Source organism: Paenibacillus sp. D2_2 (assembly GCF_031199965.1).
Taxonomy (GTDB): Bacteria; Bacillota; Bacilli; order Paenibacillales; family Paenibacillaceae; genus Fontibacillus.
In genome coordinates this window covers 2,043,135-2,058,819 of sequence record NZ_CP133605.1, presented here as the reverse complement: position 1 = coordinate 2,058,819, position 15,685 = coordinate 2,043,135, and the positions used below count along the sequence as shown (strand labels likewise).

Genomic DNA, 15,685 nt, shown 5'->3' with positions numbered 1-15,685 from the left:
GACTGGTTATACGGAATACATTGGCTGTCCTTTGACGCAAATATTATCACCAATGAGCTCTACTTCCATATTATTTAGCACAATGCTATCCCGCATTCTTTCATAACCATCAAAGACGAAGCTCCCTGGCGACTCGAAGCCTCCAATAAGCTTAGGTGCAATGAATACCATCAATTCATCGACCAGATGATGCTGCAGCATCGATCCGTTGATCCTGCCTCCGCCTTCAACTAGAATTGAAGCAATCTCACGCTCGCCAAGAAGACGCATTGCAAGTTCCAGATCAACCCCAGGGCCGTCTCCGCTTATTATGATTTCAATGCCTTGCTCACGTAGCCCGTCAATTCTGCTTTGATCCGCTCGGCTTGTCGTCAAAATAATCGTTGGCGCCATGCCATCAGTTAGCACTTGGCTATTCCCGGGAATCCTTAAGGATGAATCAACGATAATTCGAATAGGTGATAATCCCGGAACCGATAACCTTGTTGTAAGCTGCGGATCATCGGCAATAATCGTCCCAACACCTACCAGGATAGCCTGATGCTGATGTCGCAAGGTGTGTACAAGCTCGCGGGCAGCATCATTCGAGATCCATTTACTATCGCCGCTCTTGGAAGCGATCTTGCCATCCAAAGTACTGGCTGTCTTAAGCGTGATATAAGGCAGTCTCGTCGTAATATACTTGTTGAACTTCTTATTGAGCTTAATGGCTCGCTCGCGCAGTACACCGACCTCCACCTCAATGCCGCTCCTCCGCAGCCTCTCGATCCCTTGGCCCGCTACACTTGGATTCGGATCTTCACAAGCTACAACGACACGCTTCACTTTCTCCTGAATTAGCCGCTGCGAGCATGGAGGAGTCATTCCGAAATGACTACAGGGCTCCAATGAGACATAGACTGTACTATTCTCAGACTCAGCACCTGCCATATCCAATGCATGTACCTCCGCATGAGCTGTTCCTCTCCTCAAATGCGTGCCAATACCAACAACAGCACCATTCTTTACGACGACCGCTCCGACCACCGGATTGATTCCTGTCTGCCCCAGTGCCCTCTCAGCCATATCCAAAGCAAGACCCATGTAAAATTCATCGTTCATCAGTTGCATATCCCCACCTCCTTCGCTGTCTAGCTGTGATGAATCCAAAAAAATAAACCCCGACGGAATCTAATCCATCAGGGTTATTATGAGAGTGAGTACGCTTAAAAATCACATCACTGAACAGACAAAGCCAATATGGCTATGCTGAAACAGAAGCTATGTACATAGATGCACATCAACTTTGTGAAAATTAGAACTTATCGACTGCAAATATGCGATATTAACTAATTATGTCCATACGCATAATATTAGTCAAAAGCTCTGCTGCGTTCTTCCTTCTCCCATCCAGACTATACTGTCGGTCCCGGAATCTCACCGGCTCAGCCATATATCTCATAATTAGACATGTGATATACAGGTCACGGACTCGTGCATGCTCTCTTATAAGTCTAAGAAGCTAATCAAATAGTGCATGCCATCACCGTCGGTCGGGAATTACACCCCACCCCGAAGGAAAGTATTCAATTGTGTAAAACAGTTCTTGCAATTCGAATGTTAACACTATCATCCCTAAAAATCAAGAAACGAGCAAATACAGTGAATAATATTTCTTGCTGAGCAGATGATAAGCATTGACGAGCAACGTCAATGTCATCAATGAATTCTAGAGGAGGATATTCCATGGCTAAGCCCGACGATCGTTCGGACAACGTGCAAAAATTAAGCAAACACATAGACAACACAATCAAAAACTTTCGTGAAGGCCAGGATTACTTAAGTGAGCATGCTGATGAAATCTCAAGCTCCGAGAAGCAGCAAATCGAGGCAAAGAACGAAAAGCGATTAAGAAGCATTGAAGGATTCCGTGAAGAAATCAAGGATGAAAAGTCTGATCAACAATGAGCTACAAACATGACATAAAGTAGCTAGAGGATAACCCTTATCTTTATGCCGCAAGAAAGCCAATCGTCTGAATAGCAATTATAGCAAAAAAGCCTGCGACGATGTCGCAGGCTTTACTTATACTAAATTCTATTCGTCCCAGACAGTTACTTCTTTCATTTTGTCACCTGGACGTACTTGATCCACAAGATCCATACCGGAGGTTACTTTGCCGAATACGGTATGTACTCCGTTGAGATGTGGTTGCGGTTCGTATACGATAAAGAATTGGCTACCGCCAGTATCTTTACCCGCATGAGCCATAGACAAAACACCGCGCTCATGCTTTGTCACGTTCGTAGCAGTCTCACATTTGATTGTGTAGCCAGGGCCGCCTGTGCCATTTCCAGTTGGGCATCCACCTTGTGCTACAAAGCCTGGAATTACGCGATGAAACGTTAGTCCGTTATAGAAACCAGAATTAGCCAGTTTCTCAAAGTTTGCTACTGTACCTGGTGCTTCTTCAGGCAGAAATTGAATTTCAACAACTCCACCGTTCTCCAATACGATCTTACCTTTTTTCATATCGGTCACTTCCTTTTATTTAATCTGTTAGACAAACCTATTCCAGTGTACTATGAAATCTCCGACAGAGCAAAGAGAAAGCCAGCATGCAAAATGAAAAACCGTGAAGAATACGCAAATGATGCGTTCTCCTCACGGTCTTACTCATTATTTACAAAAGTTCAGCTCTTAATCCTCTGAGACATTATTTGTAGGAGGGCTGCTTCGAGATCCGCTCAGGAATCATATCATAAGCAACGATATCATTAAGTGTCTCCCGTCTCACTACAATATCACTGTGTCCATCCTTAACGAATACGACAGCTGGACGTGGAATCCGATTGTAATTGCTCGCCATCGCATAATTATAAGCTCCCGTACAAGCCACAGCTAATAGGTCACCAGTCTCGACGGTTGGCAGTTCAATATCCCATATCAACATATCGCCAGTTTCACAGCATTTCCCTGCAATCGATACCGTCTCTTCATTGGAATCAAAAGCACGGTTAGCCAACATTGCCTCGTATTTGGATTCATAAAGGGCCGGACGTGGATTGTCAGTCATCCCTCCATCGACAGCAACATATTTGCGTACGCCAGGAATGTCCTTATTCGTTCCGACTGTATATAGGGTAGTACCAGCATCGCCTACGATGCTGCGGCCTGGCTCCACCCAGATCTCCGGAAGTTCAGGATAGCTAAGGCTAAAGTGCTGTTTAACCGCGTCTGTAATCGCCTTGACATAATCAGCGACTTTTAGCGGTGTATCTTCCTGCGTATAGCGAATACCGAAGCCACCGCCAAGATTGACGACTTTAAACAGAATTCCAAGCTGTTCCTTGACTTTAGCAGCAAAATCAGCGACTCGCTCCACCGCTAACTGGAACCCTTCTACCTCAAAAATCTGCGAACCGATATGTGAGTGTACCCCCAGCAGGTTCAAATTGTTGCACAAGCTTGCTGCCTCAACCGCTGCGAAAGCAGCTCCATTCCCAATATCAAACCCAAATTTGGAATCGATCTGTCCGGTAGAAATATACTCATGAGTATGCGCTTCGACACCCGGTGTCACGCGAAGCAAAATGTTCACCGTAGCCTTCTTCTCAGCCGCAATGGCCTGGAGTAAATGCATCTCTACCAAATTGTCGACTACAAAACATCCGATACCCGCTTCAATAGCCATCTCAAGCTCAAATGGAGTCTTATTATTGCCATGGAAATGAATTCTCTGTGCAGGGAAGCCTGCTTGCAGCGCGGTATACAATTCACCCTCGGAGACAACGTCCAGGGATAGGCCCTCTTCTTCAGCCAACCGGCACATAGCCATAACACAAAAGGCTTTGCTTGCATATGCAACCTGGAAGGACAAACCGGATGCCCTAAAGGCATCCATATATTCACGGCTCCGTTGCCGTATAAGGTCTTCATCTACAATATAGAGCGGTGTGCCGTAGGTCTCTTTGAGTTCTACCGTGTCACAACCGCCGATTTCCAGATGGCCTTTCGTATTAATTTTGCTTGTACCGTGTAAATACATCTATGCAATCCTCCACTGTTTTCAATTTTACACCAGTATAGCAAACAAACGGTGAACTGAAAAATGGATTATTATGAAGATGATTTGTATTATTTGGTAGACACGCCCACCATCTATTCGTTTTGCGGCATGCGTGTACGGTCACGCGGCTTGTTGAAAGACGGTCTCTGCTTAGATGACATGACCGGAACACGGAACAATATCGCAGCCATCGCCTTGGCGTTAAATGGAATTAACGGCCACAAATAAGGCGAGTTATAGGAGCGTTGAAAAGTCAGAAACAGAATATACAAGGTCGTTCCAACGATCAGACCCGGTCCGCCAAAAATAGCCACTGCAACTAGAAGGAACAATCGGACCATTCGATTGGCTAGCCCCAATTCATAGCTTGGTGTTGCGAACATTCCGATCGCTGCAATCGCCATATACAGAATAACCTCGTTGACGAACAAGCCCGTCTTCACGGCAATATCGCCAATCATAATCGCTGCGATCAAGCCCATAGCTGAAGCCAAGGGCGTCGGGGTATGTACCGCAGCCATACGCATCAGATCAACCCCGAACTCAACGAGCAGAAATTGAGCGATTAATGGAATTTTTGCATTTTCATGTGGTCCAATAAAAGACAGCATCGCCGGTTTGAATTCCGGATGCAACACGATCAACAGCCAGATTGGCAATAGAAACAGCGAAGCAAAGATACCAGCAAAGCGCACCCATCTTAAATACGTGCCCATGAACGCGGTTTGTCTATTCTCCTCAGCATGTTGACATAAATCAAAGAAAGTCGTAGGCAAAATAATGACACTAGGCGAGGTATCAACGAACAGAATAAGCCTGCCTTCGAGCAAATGTGAAGCGACGACATCAGGACGCTCGGAATAACGGACACTAGGATACGGGCTCCAGCCTTTATGCAAAATAGCTTCTTCAAGCTGCTTATCGGCGAGCGGAATTCCATCCATATTTATACCCTCAATTTTCTTGCGCACCGCTTCAATCTCCAACTTGTCGGCAATATCATCGATATATGCCAAGCATACATCTGTCTTCGTCCTCCTACCTACCTGAAAGGCATCGAACTTCAGACCGGGGTCACGAAGGCGCCGCCGCACCAGGGTCACATTTGTCAACATCGTCTCTGTGAAGCCATCTCTGGCTCCGCGAACTACCCGCTCAAGCGAAGGCTCTTCCGGACTACGCACCGGATACTGGCGTGTATCCATAATAATCGCCGTCTGTTCGCCCTCAATGAAGAAAGCACTCATCCCGATCAAGACGTTATTTATCACAACACTTAATTCTTCCGCCTTCTCCACTTGAATATGTGGTATATACATTTCAAAAAAAGAACGCATCGCCCCAGCAGACAAATTATCCGGCGTTAAATAGGTGAGCCGCTTAATAATTTCCAGCATTATCTCACTTTCTGCAAAGCCATTAATGAATAGCATCCCCGTCTTCTTACCGGCAAAGCTCATTTCGCGGAATATGACATCGAAGCTCTTTCCAAGACCCATGACTTCTTCGAGTGTCCGTTTCGTCGTAGCTAGACTCCTGCTGATTCTATCGCTCTGCTGCCAATATATGATGGAATCCTCCAGGGAGTCAGACTTTTCTGCGTCTCTTTTTTGCTGAACCGCTTTTTTGGTCCATACGCCTATATGAGGCTCTGCCGGACGAGTCTTTGGATCTGTATCCTGCCTGGACTGTTCAGACTCTTGAATAAAGCCTGGCATGTTCTCGTTATTCTCACGCTCCTGGATATGATCATTTTCTTGGTCCATTGGTTCTAGCCCCCTTAGAAAATATGTCTGAGCTCTTCATGCCGAATAATAATTGTTACACGATCAAAAGCGGATTTTTGAATTACCTCTTTCAATCAAGATTCAAAAATCCGGTTTTTAGTACCGAGAAGGTTGAATAAAGCTAGGGTTTGAGGAGCGGAGCGTACGTTTTGGGTACGTGAGCACCGGAGGACCCGGCTGAATTCAAGATTCGATGTCGAAACAGCTTCTTCGGTTTACTTCGTAATCAAAAGTGGATTTTTGAATTACCTCTACGGATTGTAAATGAACCATTCGAATAGCGAGCCGGCCACCTTCCCAAACACCATCGCCAACAGCAATCCGAATAAATATCGCTGCATATGAAGCCTTTTGGCGATGATCGGCAGAACATTCAGCACCTCAGTTAAAGCTGCCGCAAGCATTCCAACGAAGATGCCGTTAAACAAACCGACAACTCCACTGAATAACCATGGCCCAGCGATTTTCCAATTCCAGAAATCAGCGATTGTACCGATAAATGAGCCACTGACCATCGCCCCCTCATACCAATGAACCTTATCAAAAGATCGTGTAATCTGAGCGAGGCGCGGAATGATATCGAGCACGATAAATAAAGCGATAACCCCGGCACCTACGGCGATTCCCCCGGCGAATCCGAGAAATAAAAGACCACCATATATGACTAGGCTGCTCAAAAGGGCTTCTCCCCCTTCTCCTTGTCCACTTGTTCGCCCATCCGTTTGTACTCCTCGGCAACAACGTATTGATTCAGATTTTCCTGGTACAGGAACATCTCAACTTCAAGGGGAGTAGGCTCCTCATTCCATTTCTTCTTGAATAAATGATTGAAGAAGATAATCATACCGAATCCGATGCCAATAGAGTACGCGCCCTGAAAAAGATAAGGATGCTCATCTCGCTGACCGGTAATCATCTCTACAATCCGCACCTGAACAGCTGGCATACTCACATCGGCATGAAAATTCATGATCGTCAGTCCGGCCCCAAAGAACAACAGGAGCCACACGACCGCGAATAGCAGAAGCGACGGCTTCCTCTCCTTCACGATCATCTCAACCAGAACATGCGGCTCGCCAATCACTTCAACCTGGGCCATAGGAAATCGCTGCTTAATAACAGAAATCACTTGCAGGGTATCGATAACGATCAAATTACCATCGTTCCTCTCCGGACGCTCTAGCTCCAAATTAAGCAGAATTTCTTCCTGATGAGGATCAGCGAGCACACGAGCAATGTCTCGGAGCCGAATAGATGAGCCGAGTGGAAGCCTTACTTGCTTGCGCAGACGTACATAAATGCAGGGATGAGGTATTTGGTTCATGATAGCCACCCCTTTTTTCATAATGTCCATAGTATGCCAATGTAGACTTACATTTACTCGACGGGTATGACATTTGCGGCTTATGGCACTATAGAGGCGGTCAAAAATGTCCGTTAGAGCAAGAAAAAAACAATCCCGTATTCCTAACGGACACTTTTGACCATTAGAAGCTCAAATTACGGTTTCCCGCGATCTTTCCCCTTGTACTGGACAAAATTGTCCGTTACAAGGGCCGCGTACTAAAGATTGGGCGCTAACGGCCAAAAGTGTCCGAGTACTCCGGCCAAAGCATGAGGATCGTCGCATTTTTGGGCATACAAAAGGGGCGTCTCCGGGTCGAAAAATCAACCTTTGAGACAGCCCCTGTCTTTCAATGCATCAAGATCATATTAAGCCTTATATCTTAGAGCAATGATCTCCCTGCATCCTCTGGAACAATTACTGAGCGATCTGATCGCGAATGCTCTGCAATATTTTCTTCTCCAATCTGGACACCTGGACCTGGGAGATTCCAAGCCTAGCCGCCACCTCAGATTGCGTCTGATCACGGTAATACCGTAAGTACACAATCAGTCGCTCCCGTTCTGACAAACCGTCGATCGCTTCATGCAGGGCCAGCTTATCGAACCAGCGTTCTTGAGACTCATCTGCGATCTGATCCATTAGTGTGATCGGATCTCCATCATTCTCAAACACCGTCTCATGAATAGAGGCTGGCGGCTTGTTCGCCTCCTGGGCAAATACGACATCTTCCGGCGTCACCCCAAGCTCATCGGCTACTTCCTTCACTGTCGGAAGACGGTTCAACACCTTGGACAGCTCATCCTTCTTCTTACGTACCTTATTCGCCATTTCCTTCAACGAGCGGCTGACCTTCAACGTTCCGTCGTCACGAAGGAATCGCTGAATTTCTCCTATAATCATCGGAACCGCATAGGTTGAGAATTTAACGTCATAGCTTAGATCGAATTTATCCACCGACTTTAACAGACCGATGCAGCCGATTTGGAACAAATCCTCCGGCTCGTAGCCGCGGTTCATGAACCGCTGTACGACCGACCAGACCAGCCTTGTGTTGCAGCTTACGAGCCGATCCCTGGCTACATTATCTCCGGCCTGGCTTAAGGCGATCAGCCTTTTCACTTCCGCATCGTCCAAATACTCTCTCGAGGCTTGCTTCACTTCGGCATCCATGGCTCCAACCCCTAATTGTATAAAGCTTTCTTCGATACGATCCTCTTCTTCATCCGAATCGAAGTGCCGCCGCCAACCTCGCTTGCGACGTCAAACTCATCCATAAAATTCTCCATGATCGTAAAGCCCATTCCGGACCGTTCCAGTTCCGGCTTGGAAGTGAATAACGGCTGCTTAGCCAACTCCAAATCTTCAATCCCACGGCCTTTGTCCTCGATGAGCAAGGTAACTGTATCCTCCTCAATCCAGGCAGAGATCGTTACGATACCTTCAGAATTCTCCTCATAACCGTGGATGATTGAATTGGTTACCGCTTCAGATACAACGGTCTTCAAATCCGTAATCTCATCCATCGTAGGGTCTAGTTGAGAGACAAATGCGGCTACCGTTACTCTGGCGAAAGACTCATTTTCCGATTTTGCCGCGAATTGCAAGGTCATAAAGTTACGGTTATTTTCATTCATAGAGCGACCTCCAACTCAGAGAGCGCACTGCTCTCATTTTCATAAATAGACATAATCTTGAACAAGCCTGACATTTCCAGCAAGCGGAATACCGGTGGATTAACGTCGCTGACAACCATCTTCCCGCCCTTTTGCTTAATCAGCTTATAGCGTCCGAGTATAACCCCAAGCCCTGAGCTGTCCATAAACTGCAGCGATTTGAGACTGAGCAGCAGATTGCGGCAGCCCTCTCGCCCAATCTCCTCATCCATGCGCATGCGCACCATATCCGCCGTATGGTGGTCTAGCTCACCGGATAAACGTACAATAAGCGTCTCACGATGCCTAGCGGTTTCCATATGCAAATTCACGTTGTTCACTCTCCTCCCTGACATGAACACAACAATTCTACATATCCTCGGACGAATCCTGCTCTATGACAAAACTAGAAGAAAAAACCTAAGAATCTACAAAAAACATATGCGCGGCTGTACGTTTGAACAAGGTCCACCAACGGGCTTTCTTGATCGTTGAAGCTGCGTTTAAATCGAACTCTGCCAAGGTCCGTCCATCCTGAATGATTATTAGTTGACCGATCATTTGTCCTTCCTTGACAGGAGCAGCAATCTTCTCAGGAATAACCAGCTTCTGTGTAATATTCTCTAGCTTGGAGCCCTTCTTGACCAGAACACTCATCGTCCTGGAAGCAGTCAACTCTAACTGTGCAGCTTCCCCTTCTGCACCTTCACTTTACCGATCACCTCACCAGCTTTATAGATCGGCTGCAGTGCATATTGCGAGAACGCATAATCGAACATTGCAGATACTTCATTGTTGCGTGTCTTCGTATTCGGCTCCCCGAGCACAACGGCAATCAATCGCATTCCATCACGCTTCGCGGTTGCAGCCAGACAGAATTTCGCCTCTGCAGTGTACCCCGTCTTAAGGCCGTCCGCGCCGCTGTAGAAGCGGACAAGCTTGTTCGTATTGACGAGCCAGAACGGCTTAGCGGAGTCCTTGCGCAGGTAGTCCTGATAGGACCCTGTATACTTCGTAATCCCATCATGCTTTAGGAGTTCACGACTCATCATGGCGATATCATGAGCGGAACTGTAATGATCAGCTATCGGCAGTCCATTGCAATTGGCAAAGTGTGTGTCCGAAAGTCCAAGTTCCTTGGCTCGATCATTCATTAACTTGACAAAACCCTGCTCCGAACCAGCGATCTTCTCTGCTAGTGCGACCGAGGCGTCGTTCCCTGAAGCCATTGCTACCCCTTTCAGCAGTTCATCGACCGTCATTTCTTCCCCAACCTCGAGGAAGATTTGTGACCCGCCCATCGATGAAGCATGCTCACTGGCCGTTACTTTATCTGTCAGCTTCAAGCGACCTTGATCGATAGCTTCCATCGTCAGCAGCATCGTCATGATTTTTGTTATACTGGCAGGTGGCAGCTTCTCATGACTCTGTTTGTCATAAATAACCGTGCCGGTGTCTGCATCGATCAGAATCGCGGAGCGTGCATTCTCCGCTAGCGACAACACCTCTGTGTTATTACGTGCCCCACCGTCCTCTGCTAGGGCTGCAATAGGCCATGCAGATACTGTCATTATAAGAGCCATTAGCCCGCTGATTAGCATCTTCTTCAAACTATGTTCCCCCTTTATACTAAAAGTGTGGATTCTGCTAACCTAGTATGCTCCATTTCATGGCATTATATTCCTGCACGGCCGCTTGCCAATAAAAAGCGGCGTTCCTCACGAGGCTTATGCCTCGCGTAAGAACGCCGCGTTGATCATAGTATTTATAGTACATGTCCAAAAAGGTCAGTTTTAACTTATAGTTCGTGTTTAAAAAGTCAGACCTTTCAGCACCGAGAAGGTTTGATGAAGCTAGGGCCTGAGGAGCGGAGCGTACGTAGTTTGTACTTGAGCACCGGAAGGCCCGGCTGAATTCAAGATTCGATGCCTTGATAGCTTCATAATTTACTTCGTGATCAAAGGGGACTTTTTAAACTACCTCTTATATTATTTCTCGTAATTATAGTTGCGGAATAATAGTCTGCACCAAACCTAGAAATTGCTCGCGTACACGATCCGTCGTCTCCATAACTTCAGCATGGGATAATGGCTGATCCAAAATACCAGCGGCCATATTGCTGATACAGGAAATACCCAACACCTCAAGCCCAGCATGGCTGGCCACAATGACTTCCGAGACGGTAGACATGCCAACGGCGTCCGCGCCCAGTGTACGCAGCATTCGGATCTCTGCCGGTGTCTCATAGGACGGTCCAAGCAGTCCAGCATACACGCCTTCCTGTAGCGAGACACCCAGCTTGTCCCCTACATTCCGCGCCAGCTCACGCAATCTACGACTATAAGCCTGCGACATATCCGGGAAGCGTGGTCCAAGCTCTTCATCGTTAGCACCGATCAACGGGTTCTTCCCGTCATATTAAGGTGATCAGATATCAGCATCAGATCACCTGGGTTGAAGGAGGTATTGACACCACCGGCCGCATTAGTAACAAGCAGAGTTTTCACACCCAGCTCTTTCATAACCCGTACAGGGAATGCTGTCAATTCAGGCCCGTATCCCTCATACATATGGAAGCGTCCTTTCATCATAACAACCGGCTTACCCTGCACATAACCAATTAATAGTTCACCAGCATGTCCTTCTACAGTGGACTGCGGGAAATGAGGAATATCTTTATAGGAAATGCTGATCGCCTGTTCAATGTGGTCAGCAAGAATACCTAGTCCTGAGCCGAGAATAAGGCCAACCTCCGGCTTCATTTTGGCTACGGTCGAAATATACCCGGCCGCCTCTGTGATCATCTCTTTGGTAAGTGTCATTGTCACTTCTCCTTCATGTTTTTAAACTGGTCAGGAAACACAACTTCTTTAATCTGTGCTGCTGGCTGACTGATTTTCTATTTTCCGTTTTGCCCGGGGATGAAAAGACTCATACACCGACTTTAGATTTCCACCTGATTTGTTCAAGTAGAGCTGAATGGTCGAAGCACTCTGATTGCCAAGCATCTCCTGCACAGCACGTACATCCGCACCGCCCTGGAGTAAGTGTACTGCGAACGAATGACGCAAAGTGTGGGGTGTAATCTGCTTGCTGATTCCAGCTTCTGCACCGTATTTCTTAACGATTTTCCAAAATCCTTGCCGACTCAGAGTCTCTCCCTGTCGATTAGGAAATAACGGTCCCTGTCCCGCTTCCTTCGCCCACCGTGGACGGCACTCCTGCAGATAACGGTCAAGCCATTCTGTCGTTAATGTCCCGAATGGAATGATCCTTTCTTTACCATGCTCACCTGCACAGCGCAGAAAACGAAACTGCAAATCAACATCGCTCACGTTCAGCGAGATCAGTTCGCTTACTCGTATCCCCGTAGCGTATAACAACTCCAGCATCGTCTTGTCTCTAAGCCCCAAAGGAGTGCCTGGGTCAGGCATGTCCAGCAAAGCTTCCGTCTCTTCAATGGTCAACGTCTCGGGTGGAATTTTATCTATTCTCGGCGATTCAATCGTTAGGAACGGATCATGATCGATGAACCGCTCCTGTAACAAATAATGTATAAAAGACCGAAGCGTCACAGAGACCCTTGCTATCGTCGCTGGTGCCTTGCCCATATCCTTCAGCGCAGAGAAATAAAGCAATATCCCTGCCCTCGTGATCTCATTGAAATCATCAATTCCTTTGCTCTGCAAATAAGTAATAAACTGCTGTAAATCGCGGGCATACGCTTCCTGTGTCCGCTGGCTTAGACCTTTACGATCCGTTAAATGCGAAATAAAAGAGACAATAACCTGCTCCAATTCATCGCCCCCTCTCATCCTAATCTATAATAACTGAATGGATGCCGGAACTAATTACTCCCCATACCAAAAAAACAGCTTCAACCTCTGTAGTGGGGTCTCCGGATCTACCACTTCCATACTATCGGCATGGAATGCTTTCACCGCTGAACCCTCGGGAGTTCGATATTTATCCATCGGAAGCAAAGCGACATCCAAATAACCAAGTACTTTGTACAAGGAATAAGCAAGCATGATAAATACGATTAAATACTTCATCAGACGCAGACTCTTGCGCAAAGAAATAACCATCGTTCTCCCCTACCTTTTGATCATGGATTGCCGAAGCGCCATAGAATCGCAAACAGCATTTGTACAAGTATATATCCATTCCGCCAGGTTTATGAGAGCTTCTACTCCTATTATTGTACATGCAAAAGCATCCAATTAACAGATTCAACAATCGTACAACATGAGGCAAAAAAATAAGATAGAGCAGTAAAACTCGCTCTACCTTATTGAAATTCCTTAAGTATTTTGACCATTCCCCGGCTGATCTCCATTCTTATCCGTCTTGTCTTTGCAACGATGACAGATGCCCTGGAAGTCAAGACGGTGATCAAGTACCGTGAAATTGAATTCTTTCTCCAGACGTTCCTCTAATGGTCCAAGCCAATCCTCACGTATCTCATCCATTGCACCGCATTGAACGCAGATCAAATGATGATGGTGATGCTTATTCGTATCGGTTCGTAAATCATATCTGGCAACACCGTCGCCAAAGTTGATCTTCTCTACGACATGAAGTTCACTAAGTAACTCCAGGGTCCGGTACACGGTGGCCAAACCTATCTCGGGAGCTTTATCTTTAACGAGCATGAATACATCCTCAGCACTAAGATGATCCTCTTCATTCTCGAGCAGTACGCGAACCGTGGCTTCCCGCTGGGGCGTCAATTTGTAGCCATGGGATTGTAATTGTTGTTTGATTTTCTCGACTTTCACTTCCACATTCTCCCTCCCCAAGCATCGCCGACATTAAGCTGCTTTAATAATTCGCTTCTTTCATTATAGGGGGAGTTAAACTACAAAGTCAAACATTTTACTAGAGTGAGAACCTATATTAACAGCGGGGTTACCCAGCTCATAATCTCCGGGGATACCCATGTCTCAAAGGTGGAAATAATGAGCAATACCGCTGCCATCGCCAGTGTCAACGAGGTATAAGAGAAGAATGGCCTTGCCGCGCTTCCATTCCGATGCAGAAGTACCCGATTGCGGATAATTCCGAGTGAGAAACCAACTGCCGCTACGCTCGCAATCAACAGTGCAGGAATAACGATCAAATTATGTGGAGCAACGGAAACAATTGCAAACAGCAGCCCTTTCCAAGTAAATTGCCCCACTAGACAACCTACAGAGAACCCAATCAGGACACCCTTGAGAAAATCGAGAATGAGAATTCCTGGTAATCCGATGACCGAAAGACCCAGTAGCCAGATCAGACCGAGCCACTTCAAATGTAAACTTGCTACAGCCCAAAATGATAATGTCTGAAATGCAGCTCCCCCATCATTCACGGATACGAAGAAATCTCCTAAATAGCGTGACAAATCCTGCTGCTGCTCAAATGTTAAGGCATTAACCATCAATGCGCCAAACACGACCCCCATCAAAAACAACACACTGACAAATACATAGAGCGGCGTCTGATCCCGTAACGAATGACGAATTGGTTGTAGCATAGGGAGCCTCCTTCTAGTCCAGCTTGAAAACCTCAGGATTCAAGATATTGCTTTGATTATCCTGATAATACAAGCTATGAAGATGTCCACTCCCTTATGCGTATGTTACTGCATGTCTTACTATCCTTTCACAACTTTACCGTATATTCCGCCGCCACCTGCTTGAAGCTGAAGCGTTCCAGCCCGGGCAGCACATATTTTATCAGCTAATTCCTCGCCAACTACCTCAGACAACTGCACCTGTGATACATGATGCAAAATATTCATCTCTGTACCGAACAACGCTAACAACTGATTTAGCTTCGACGGACCCAAGCCCGGGATAAATTCCAGCGGAACCTGATAATGATAGGGCGGTCGACACGCTGGAATACTCGGCTCTCCGCGGTCGGCGATCGATAGAATCCGATCTAGAACGCCGCGAACAAGTTTGGTACTACCGCAATATGGACATGTATCCACTGATACTTCCGCCTCATCAATGATATAGCTGCAATTGCCACAGTACGTCCGGTGATACTTACCTAACCGCGGATTAAGGCCGTAATTGCCAGCAACTCTCCTGCCGTCCTTGCCGCTAATTGCCTGTATGAACTCACGGTATGTTGGGGCCTGCATGATTAATTCATTATACTCCCTGCCGATCTTGCCCAAGGAATGTGCATCTGAATTGGTCAGAATGGTGTAGTTATCCAGCTCGCTAATTAGTCCAGCCATCTCTGAATCCGCGCTCAGGCCTAGCTCAACCGCACTGATCAACTGAGGATCAAGTACATCAGCGAGCCTCGGCGCACAGCTTCCATATATGCTCCTATGTGGAGTGAAGATATGCGCAGGAATCACAATTCCACCCCGACGATACACTTCCTCTTGCAGCTCACGTGCAGGTACATACACGCGCTGGGAGCTAAGCTGAACATTCTTCATTCTCGGCTTTAGCCATTCCGTGAACGAACGCATCGTATCGAAATACGGGAAGAACACGAGCAGGTGTGCCGGACCCATACCTGGCTCTCTTATTTCTAGTTCGCTGCCAAGCAGCAGTGTCGTTCCTTGATAGGCGATTCCTCCGTCTTCAAGCTCCCGCATCTGCCCTTGCTCTAGACTGGTAATAATGTCTGTCTGAACGCCTGGAGAATGGCAGTCGGTAATACCAACAAGCTGAATGCCCTTACGCTCAGCAGCTTCTTTGGCAATATTGGCAAACGTCAAGTTACGACTGCCACTAATTTTTACCGGAGCCCCCGCTTCGGTTCTTCCGATATGAATATGCAAATCAGCAAAATACGAGGAGAGATCCCGGGTTTCTGCTTCATATGAACTGTCCAT

The 15,685-nt window shown here is 46.8% G+C and carries 15 protein-coding genes, 2 pseudogenes and 1 riboswitch; of the genes and pseudogenes, 1 reads left to right on the top strand and 16 read right to left on the bottom strand.

The genetic code is table 11. The features are described from left to right. Positions 1-6 precede the first annotated feature (6 nt). Positions 7-1,110 (bottom strand): bifunctional diaminohydroxyphosphoribosylaminopyrimidine deaminase/5-amino-6-(5-phosphoribosylamino)uracil reductase RibD, encoded by a 1,104-nt coding sequence (ribD, locus tag RE628_RS10230; RefSeq protein WP_309158596.1) that lies wholly within the window; start codon positions 1,108-1,110, stop codon positions 7-9. 263 nt (positions 1,111-1,373) lie between these two features. Continuing rightward, a riboswitch (FMN riboswitch) is annotated at positions 1,374-1,563 on the bottom strand. A gap of 162 nt (positions 1,564-1,725) precedes the next feature. Between ribD and tlp the strand changes: the two genes are divergently transcribed. Beyond that, positions 1,726-1,947 carry a small acid-soluble spore protein Tlp gene (gene tlp, locus RE628_RS10225; RefSeq protein ID WP_309158595.1) on the top strand — a complete coding sequence of 74 codons (222 nt, stop codon included), beginning with the start codon at positions 1,726-1,728 and terminating at the stop codon, positions 1,945-1,947. 129 nt (positions 1,948-2,076) lie between these two features. Here tlp and RE628_RS10220 read toward each other — a convergent pair whose 3' ends face one another. The 15 genes and pseudogenes from RE628_RS10220 to RE628_RS10150 all read right to left on the bottom strand — a co-directional run bounded on the left by RE628_RS10220 (position 2,077) and on the right by RE628_RS10150 (position 15,685). Beyond that, a complete protein-coding gene (locus RE628_RS10220) occupies positions 2,077-2,511 on the bottom strand; it encodes a peptidylprolyl isomerase (RefSeq protein ID WP_309158593.1) in 435 nt (144 codons plus the stop codon). Positions 2,512-2,695: 184 nt separating this feature from the next. Next, positions 2,696-4,027 (bottom strand): diaminopimelate decarboxylase, encoded by a 1,332-nt coding sequence (gene lysA / locus RE628_RS10215; RefSeq protein WP_309158591.1) that lies wholly within the window; start codon positions 4,025-4,027, stop codon positions 2,696-2,698. 113 nt (positions 4,028-4,140) lie between these two features. Continuing rightward, positions 4,141-5,814 (bottom strand): spore germination protein, encoded by a 1,674-nt coding sequence (locus RE628_RS10210; RefSeq protein ID WP_309158590.1) that lies wholly within the window; start codon positions 5,812-5,814, stop codon positions 4,141-4,143. 272 nt (positions 5,815-6,086) lie between these two features. Continuing rightward, positions 6,087-6,512 (bottom strand): stage V sporulation protein AB, encoded by a 426-nt coding sequence (locus RE628_RS10205; RefSeq protein ID WP_309158588.1) that lies wholly within the window; start codon positions 6,510-6,512, stop codon positions 6,087-6,089. Then, a complete protein-coding gene (locus RE628_RS10200; RefSeq protein WP_309158587.1) occupies positions 6,509-7,159 on the bottom strand; it encodes a stage V sporulation protein AA in 651 nt (216 codons plus the stop codon). Before RE628_RS10200 ends, RE628_RS10205 begins: the two co-directional genes overlap by 4 nt. A 438-nt stretch (positions 7,160-7,597) precedes the next feature. Next, on the bottom strand, positions 7,598-8,353 hold the full coding sequence (gene sigF / locus RE628_RS10195; RefSeq protein WP_309158586.1) for an RNA polymerase sporulation sigma factor SigF: 756 nt from the start codon (positions 8,351-8,353) through the stop codon (positions 7,598-7,600). 11 nt (positions 8,354-8,364) lie between these two features. Then, positions 8,365-8,817: an anti-sigma F factor gene (gene spoIIAB / locus RE628_RS10190; protein WP_309158585.1), complete on the bottom strand. Its 453-nt coding sequence runs from the start codon at positions 8,815-8,817 to the stop codon at positions 8,365-8,367. Further along, the gene (spoIIAA, locus tag RE628_RS10185) at positions 8,814-9,167 is read right to left on the bottom strand and encodes an anti-sigma F factor antagonist (protein WP_309158583.1); all 354 of its coding nucleotides are present in this window, start codon (positions 9,165-9,167) and stop codon (positions 8,814-8,816) included. Before spoIIAA ends, spoIIAB begins: the two co-directional genes overlap by 4 nt. Before the next feature lie 88 nt (positions 9,168-9,255). Continuing rightward, positions 9,256-10,445, bottom strand: a pseudogene (locus RE628_RS10180) (D-alanyl-D-alanine carboxypeptidase family protein). Between the two features lie 391 nt (positions 10,446-10,836). Next, positions 10,837-11,657: pseudogene (locus RE628_RS10175) on the bottom strand (purine-nucleoside phosphorylase). A gap of 48 nt (positions 11,658-11,705) precedes the next feature. Continuing rightward, positions 11,706-12,632, bottom strand: a complete 927-nt coding sequence (locus RE628_RS10170) for a site-specific tyrosine recombinase (protein WP_309158581.1) — start codon at positions 12,630-12,632, stop codon at positions 11,706-11,708. A gap of 54 nt (positions 12,633-12,686) precedes the next feature. Then, on the bottom strand, positions 12,687-12,923 hold the full coding sequence (locus RE628_RS10165; protein WP_309158580.1) for a DUF4227 family protein: 237 nt from the start codon (positions 12,921-12,923) through the stop codon (positions 12,687-12,689). Positions 12,924-13,139: 216 nt separating this feature from the next. Then, positions 13,140-13,622 carry a ferric iron uptake transcriptional regulator gene (locus RE628_RS10160; protein ID WP_309158579.1) on the bottom strand — a complete coding sequence of 161 codons (483 nt, stop codon included), beginning with the start codon at positions 13,620-13,622 and terminating at the stop codon, positions 13,140-13,142. Positions 13,623-13,729: 107 nt separating this feature from the next. Then, a complete protein-coding gene (gene spoIIM, locus RE628_RS10155; protein WP_309158578.1) occupies positions 13,730-14,356 on the bottom strand; it encodes a stage II sporulation protein M in 627 nt (208 codons plus the stop codon). Between the two features lie 120 nt (positions 14,357-14,476). Next, positions 14,477-15,685, bottom strand: coding sequence for an endonuclease Q family protein (locus RE628_RS10150; protein WP_309158577.1), 1,209 nt, complete (start codon positions 15,683-15,685; stop codon positions 14,477-14,479).

Excerpts from the sequence above, each read along its gene's own strand:
- ribD (WP_309158596.1), bottom strand. The coding sequence starts at position 1,110 with ATGCAACTGATGAACGATGAATTTTACATGGGTCTTGCTTTGGATATG.
- tlp (WP_309158595.1), top strand. The coding sequence starts at position 1,726 with ATGGCTAAGCCCGACGATCGTTCGGACAACGTGCAAAAATTAAGCAAA.
- RE628_RS10220 (WP_309158593.1), bottom strand. The coding sequence starts at position 2,511 with ATGAAAAAAGGTAAGATCGTATTGGAGAACGGTGGAGTTGTTGAAATT.
- lysA (WP_309158591.1), bottom strand. The coding sequence starts at position 4,027 with ATGTATTTACACGGTACAAGCAAAATTAATACGAAAGGCCATCTGGAA.
- RE628_RS10210 (WP_309158590.1), bottom strand. The coding sequence starts at position 5,814 with ATGGACCAAGAAAATGATCATATCCAGGAGCGTGAGAATAACGAGAAC.
- RE628_RS10200 (WP_309158587.1), bottom strand. The coding sequence starts at position 7,159 with ATGAACCAAATACCTCATCCCTGCATTTATGTACGTCTGCGCAAGCAA.
- sigF (WP_309158586.1), bottom strand. The coding sequence starts at position 8,353 with ATGGATGCCGAAGTGAAGCAAGCCTCGAGAGAGTATTTGGACGATGCG.
- spoIIAB (WP_309158585.1), bottom strand. The coding sequence starts at position 8,817 with ATGAATGAAAATAACCGTAACTTTATGACCTTGCAATTCGCGGCAAAA.
- RE628_RS10165 (WP_309158580.1), bottom strand. The coding sequence starts at position 12,923 with ATGGTTATTTCTTTGCGCAAGAGTCTGCGTCTGATGAAGTATTTAATC.
- spoIIM (WP_309158578.1), bottom strand. The coding sequence starts at position 14,356 with ATGCTACAACCAATTCGTCATTCGTTACGGGATCAGACGCCGCTCTAT.
- RE628_RS10150 (WP_309158577.1), bottom strand. The coding sequence starts at position 15,685 with ATGGACAGTTCATATGAAGCAGAAACCCGGGATCTCTCCTCGTATTTT.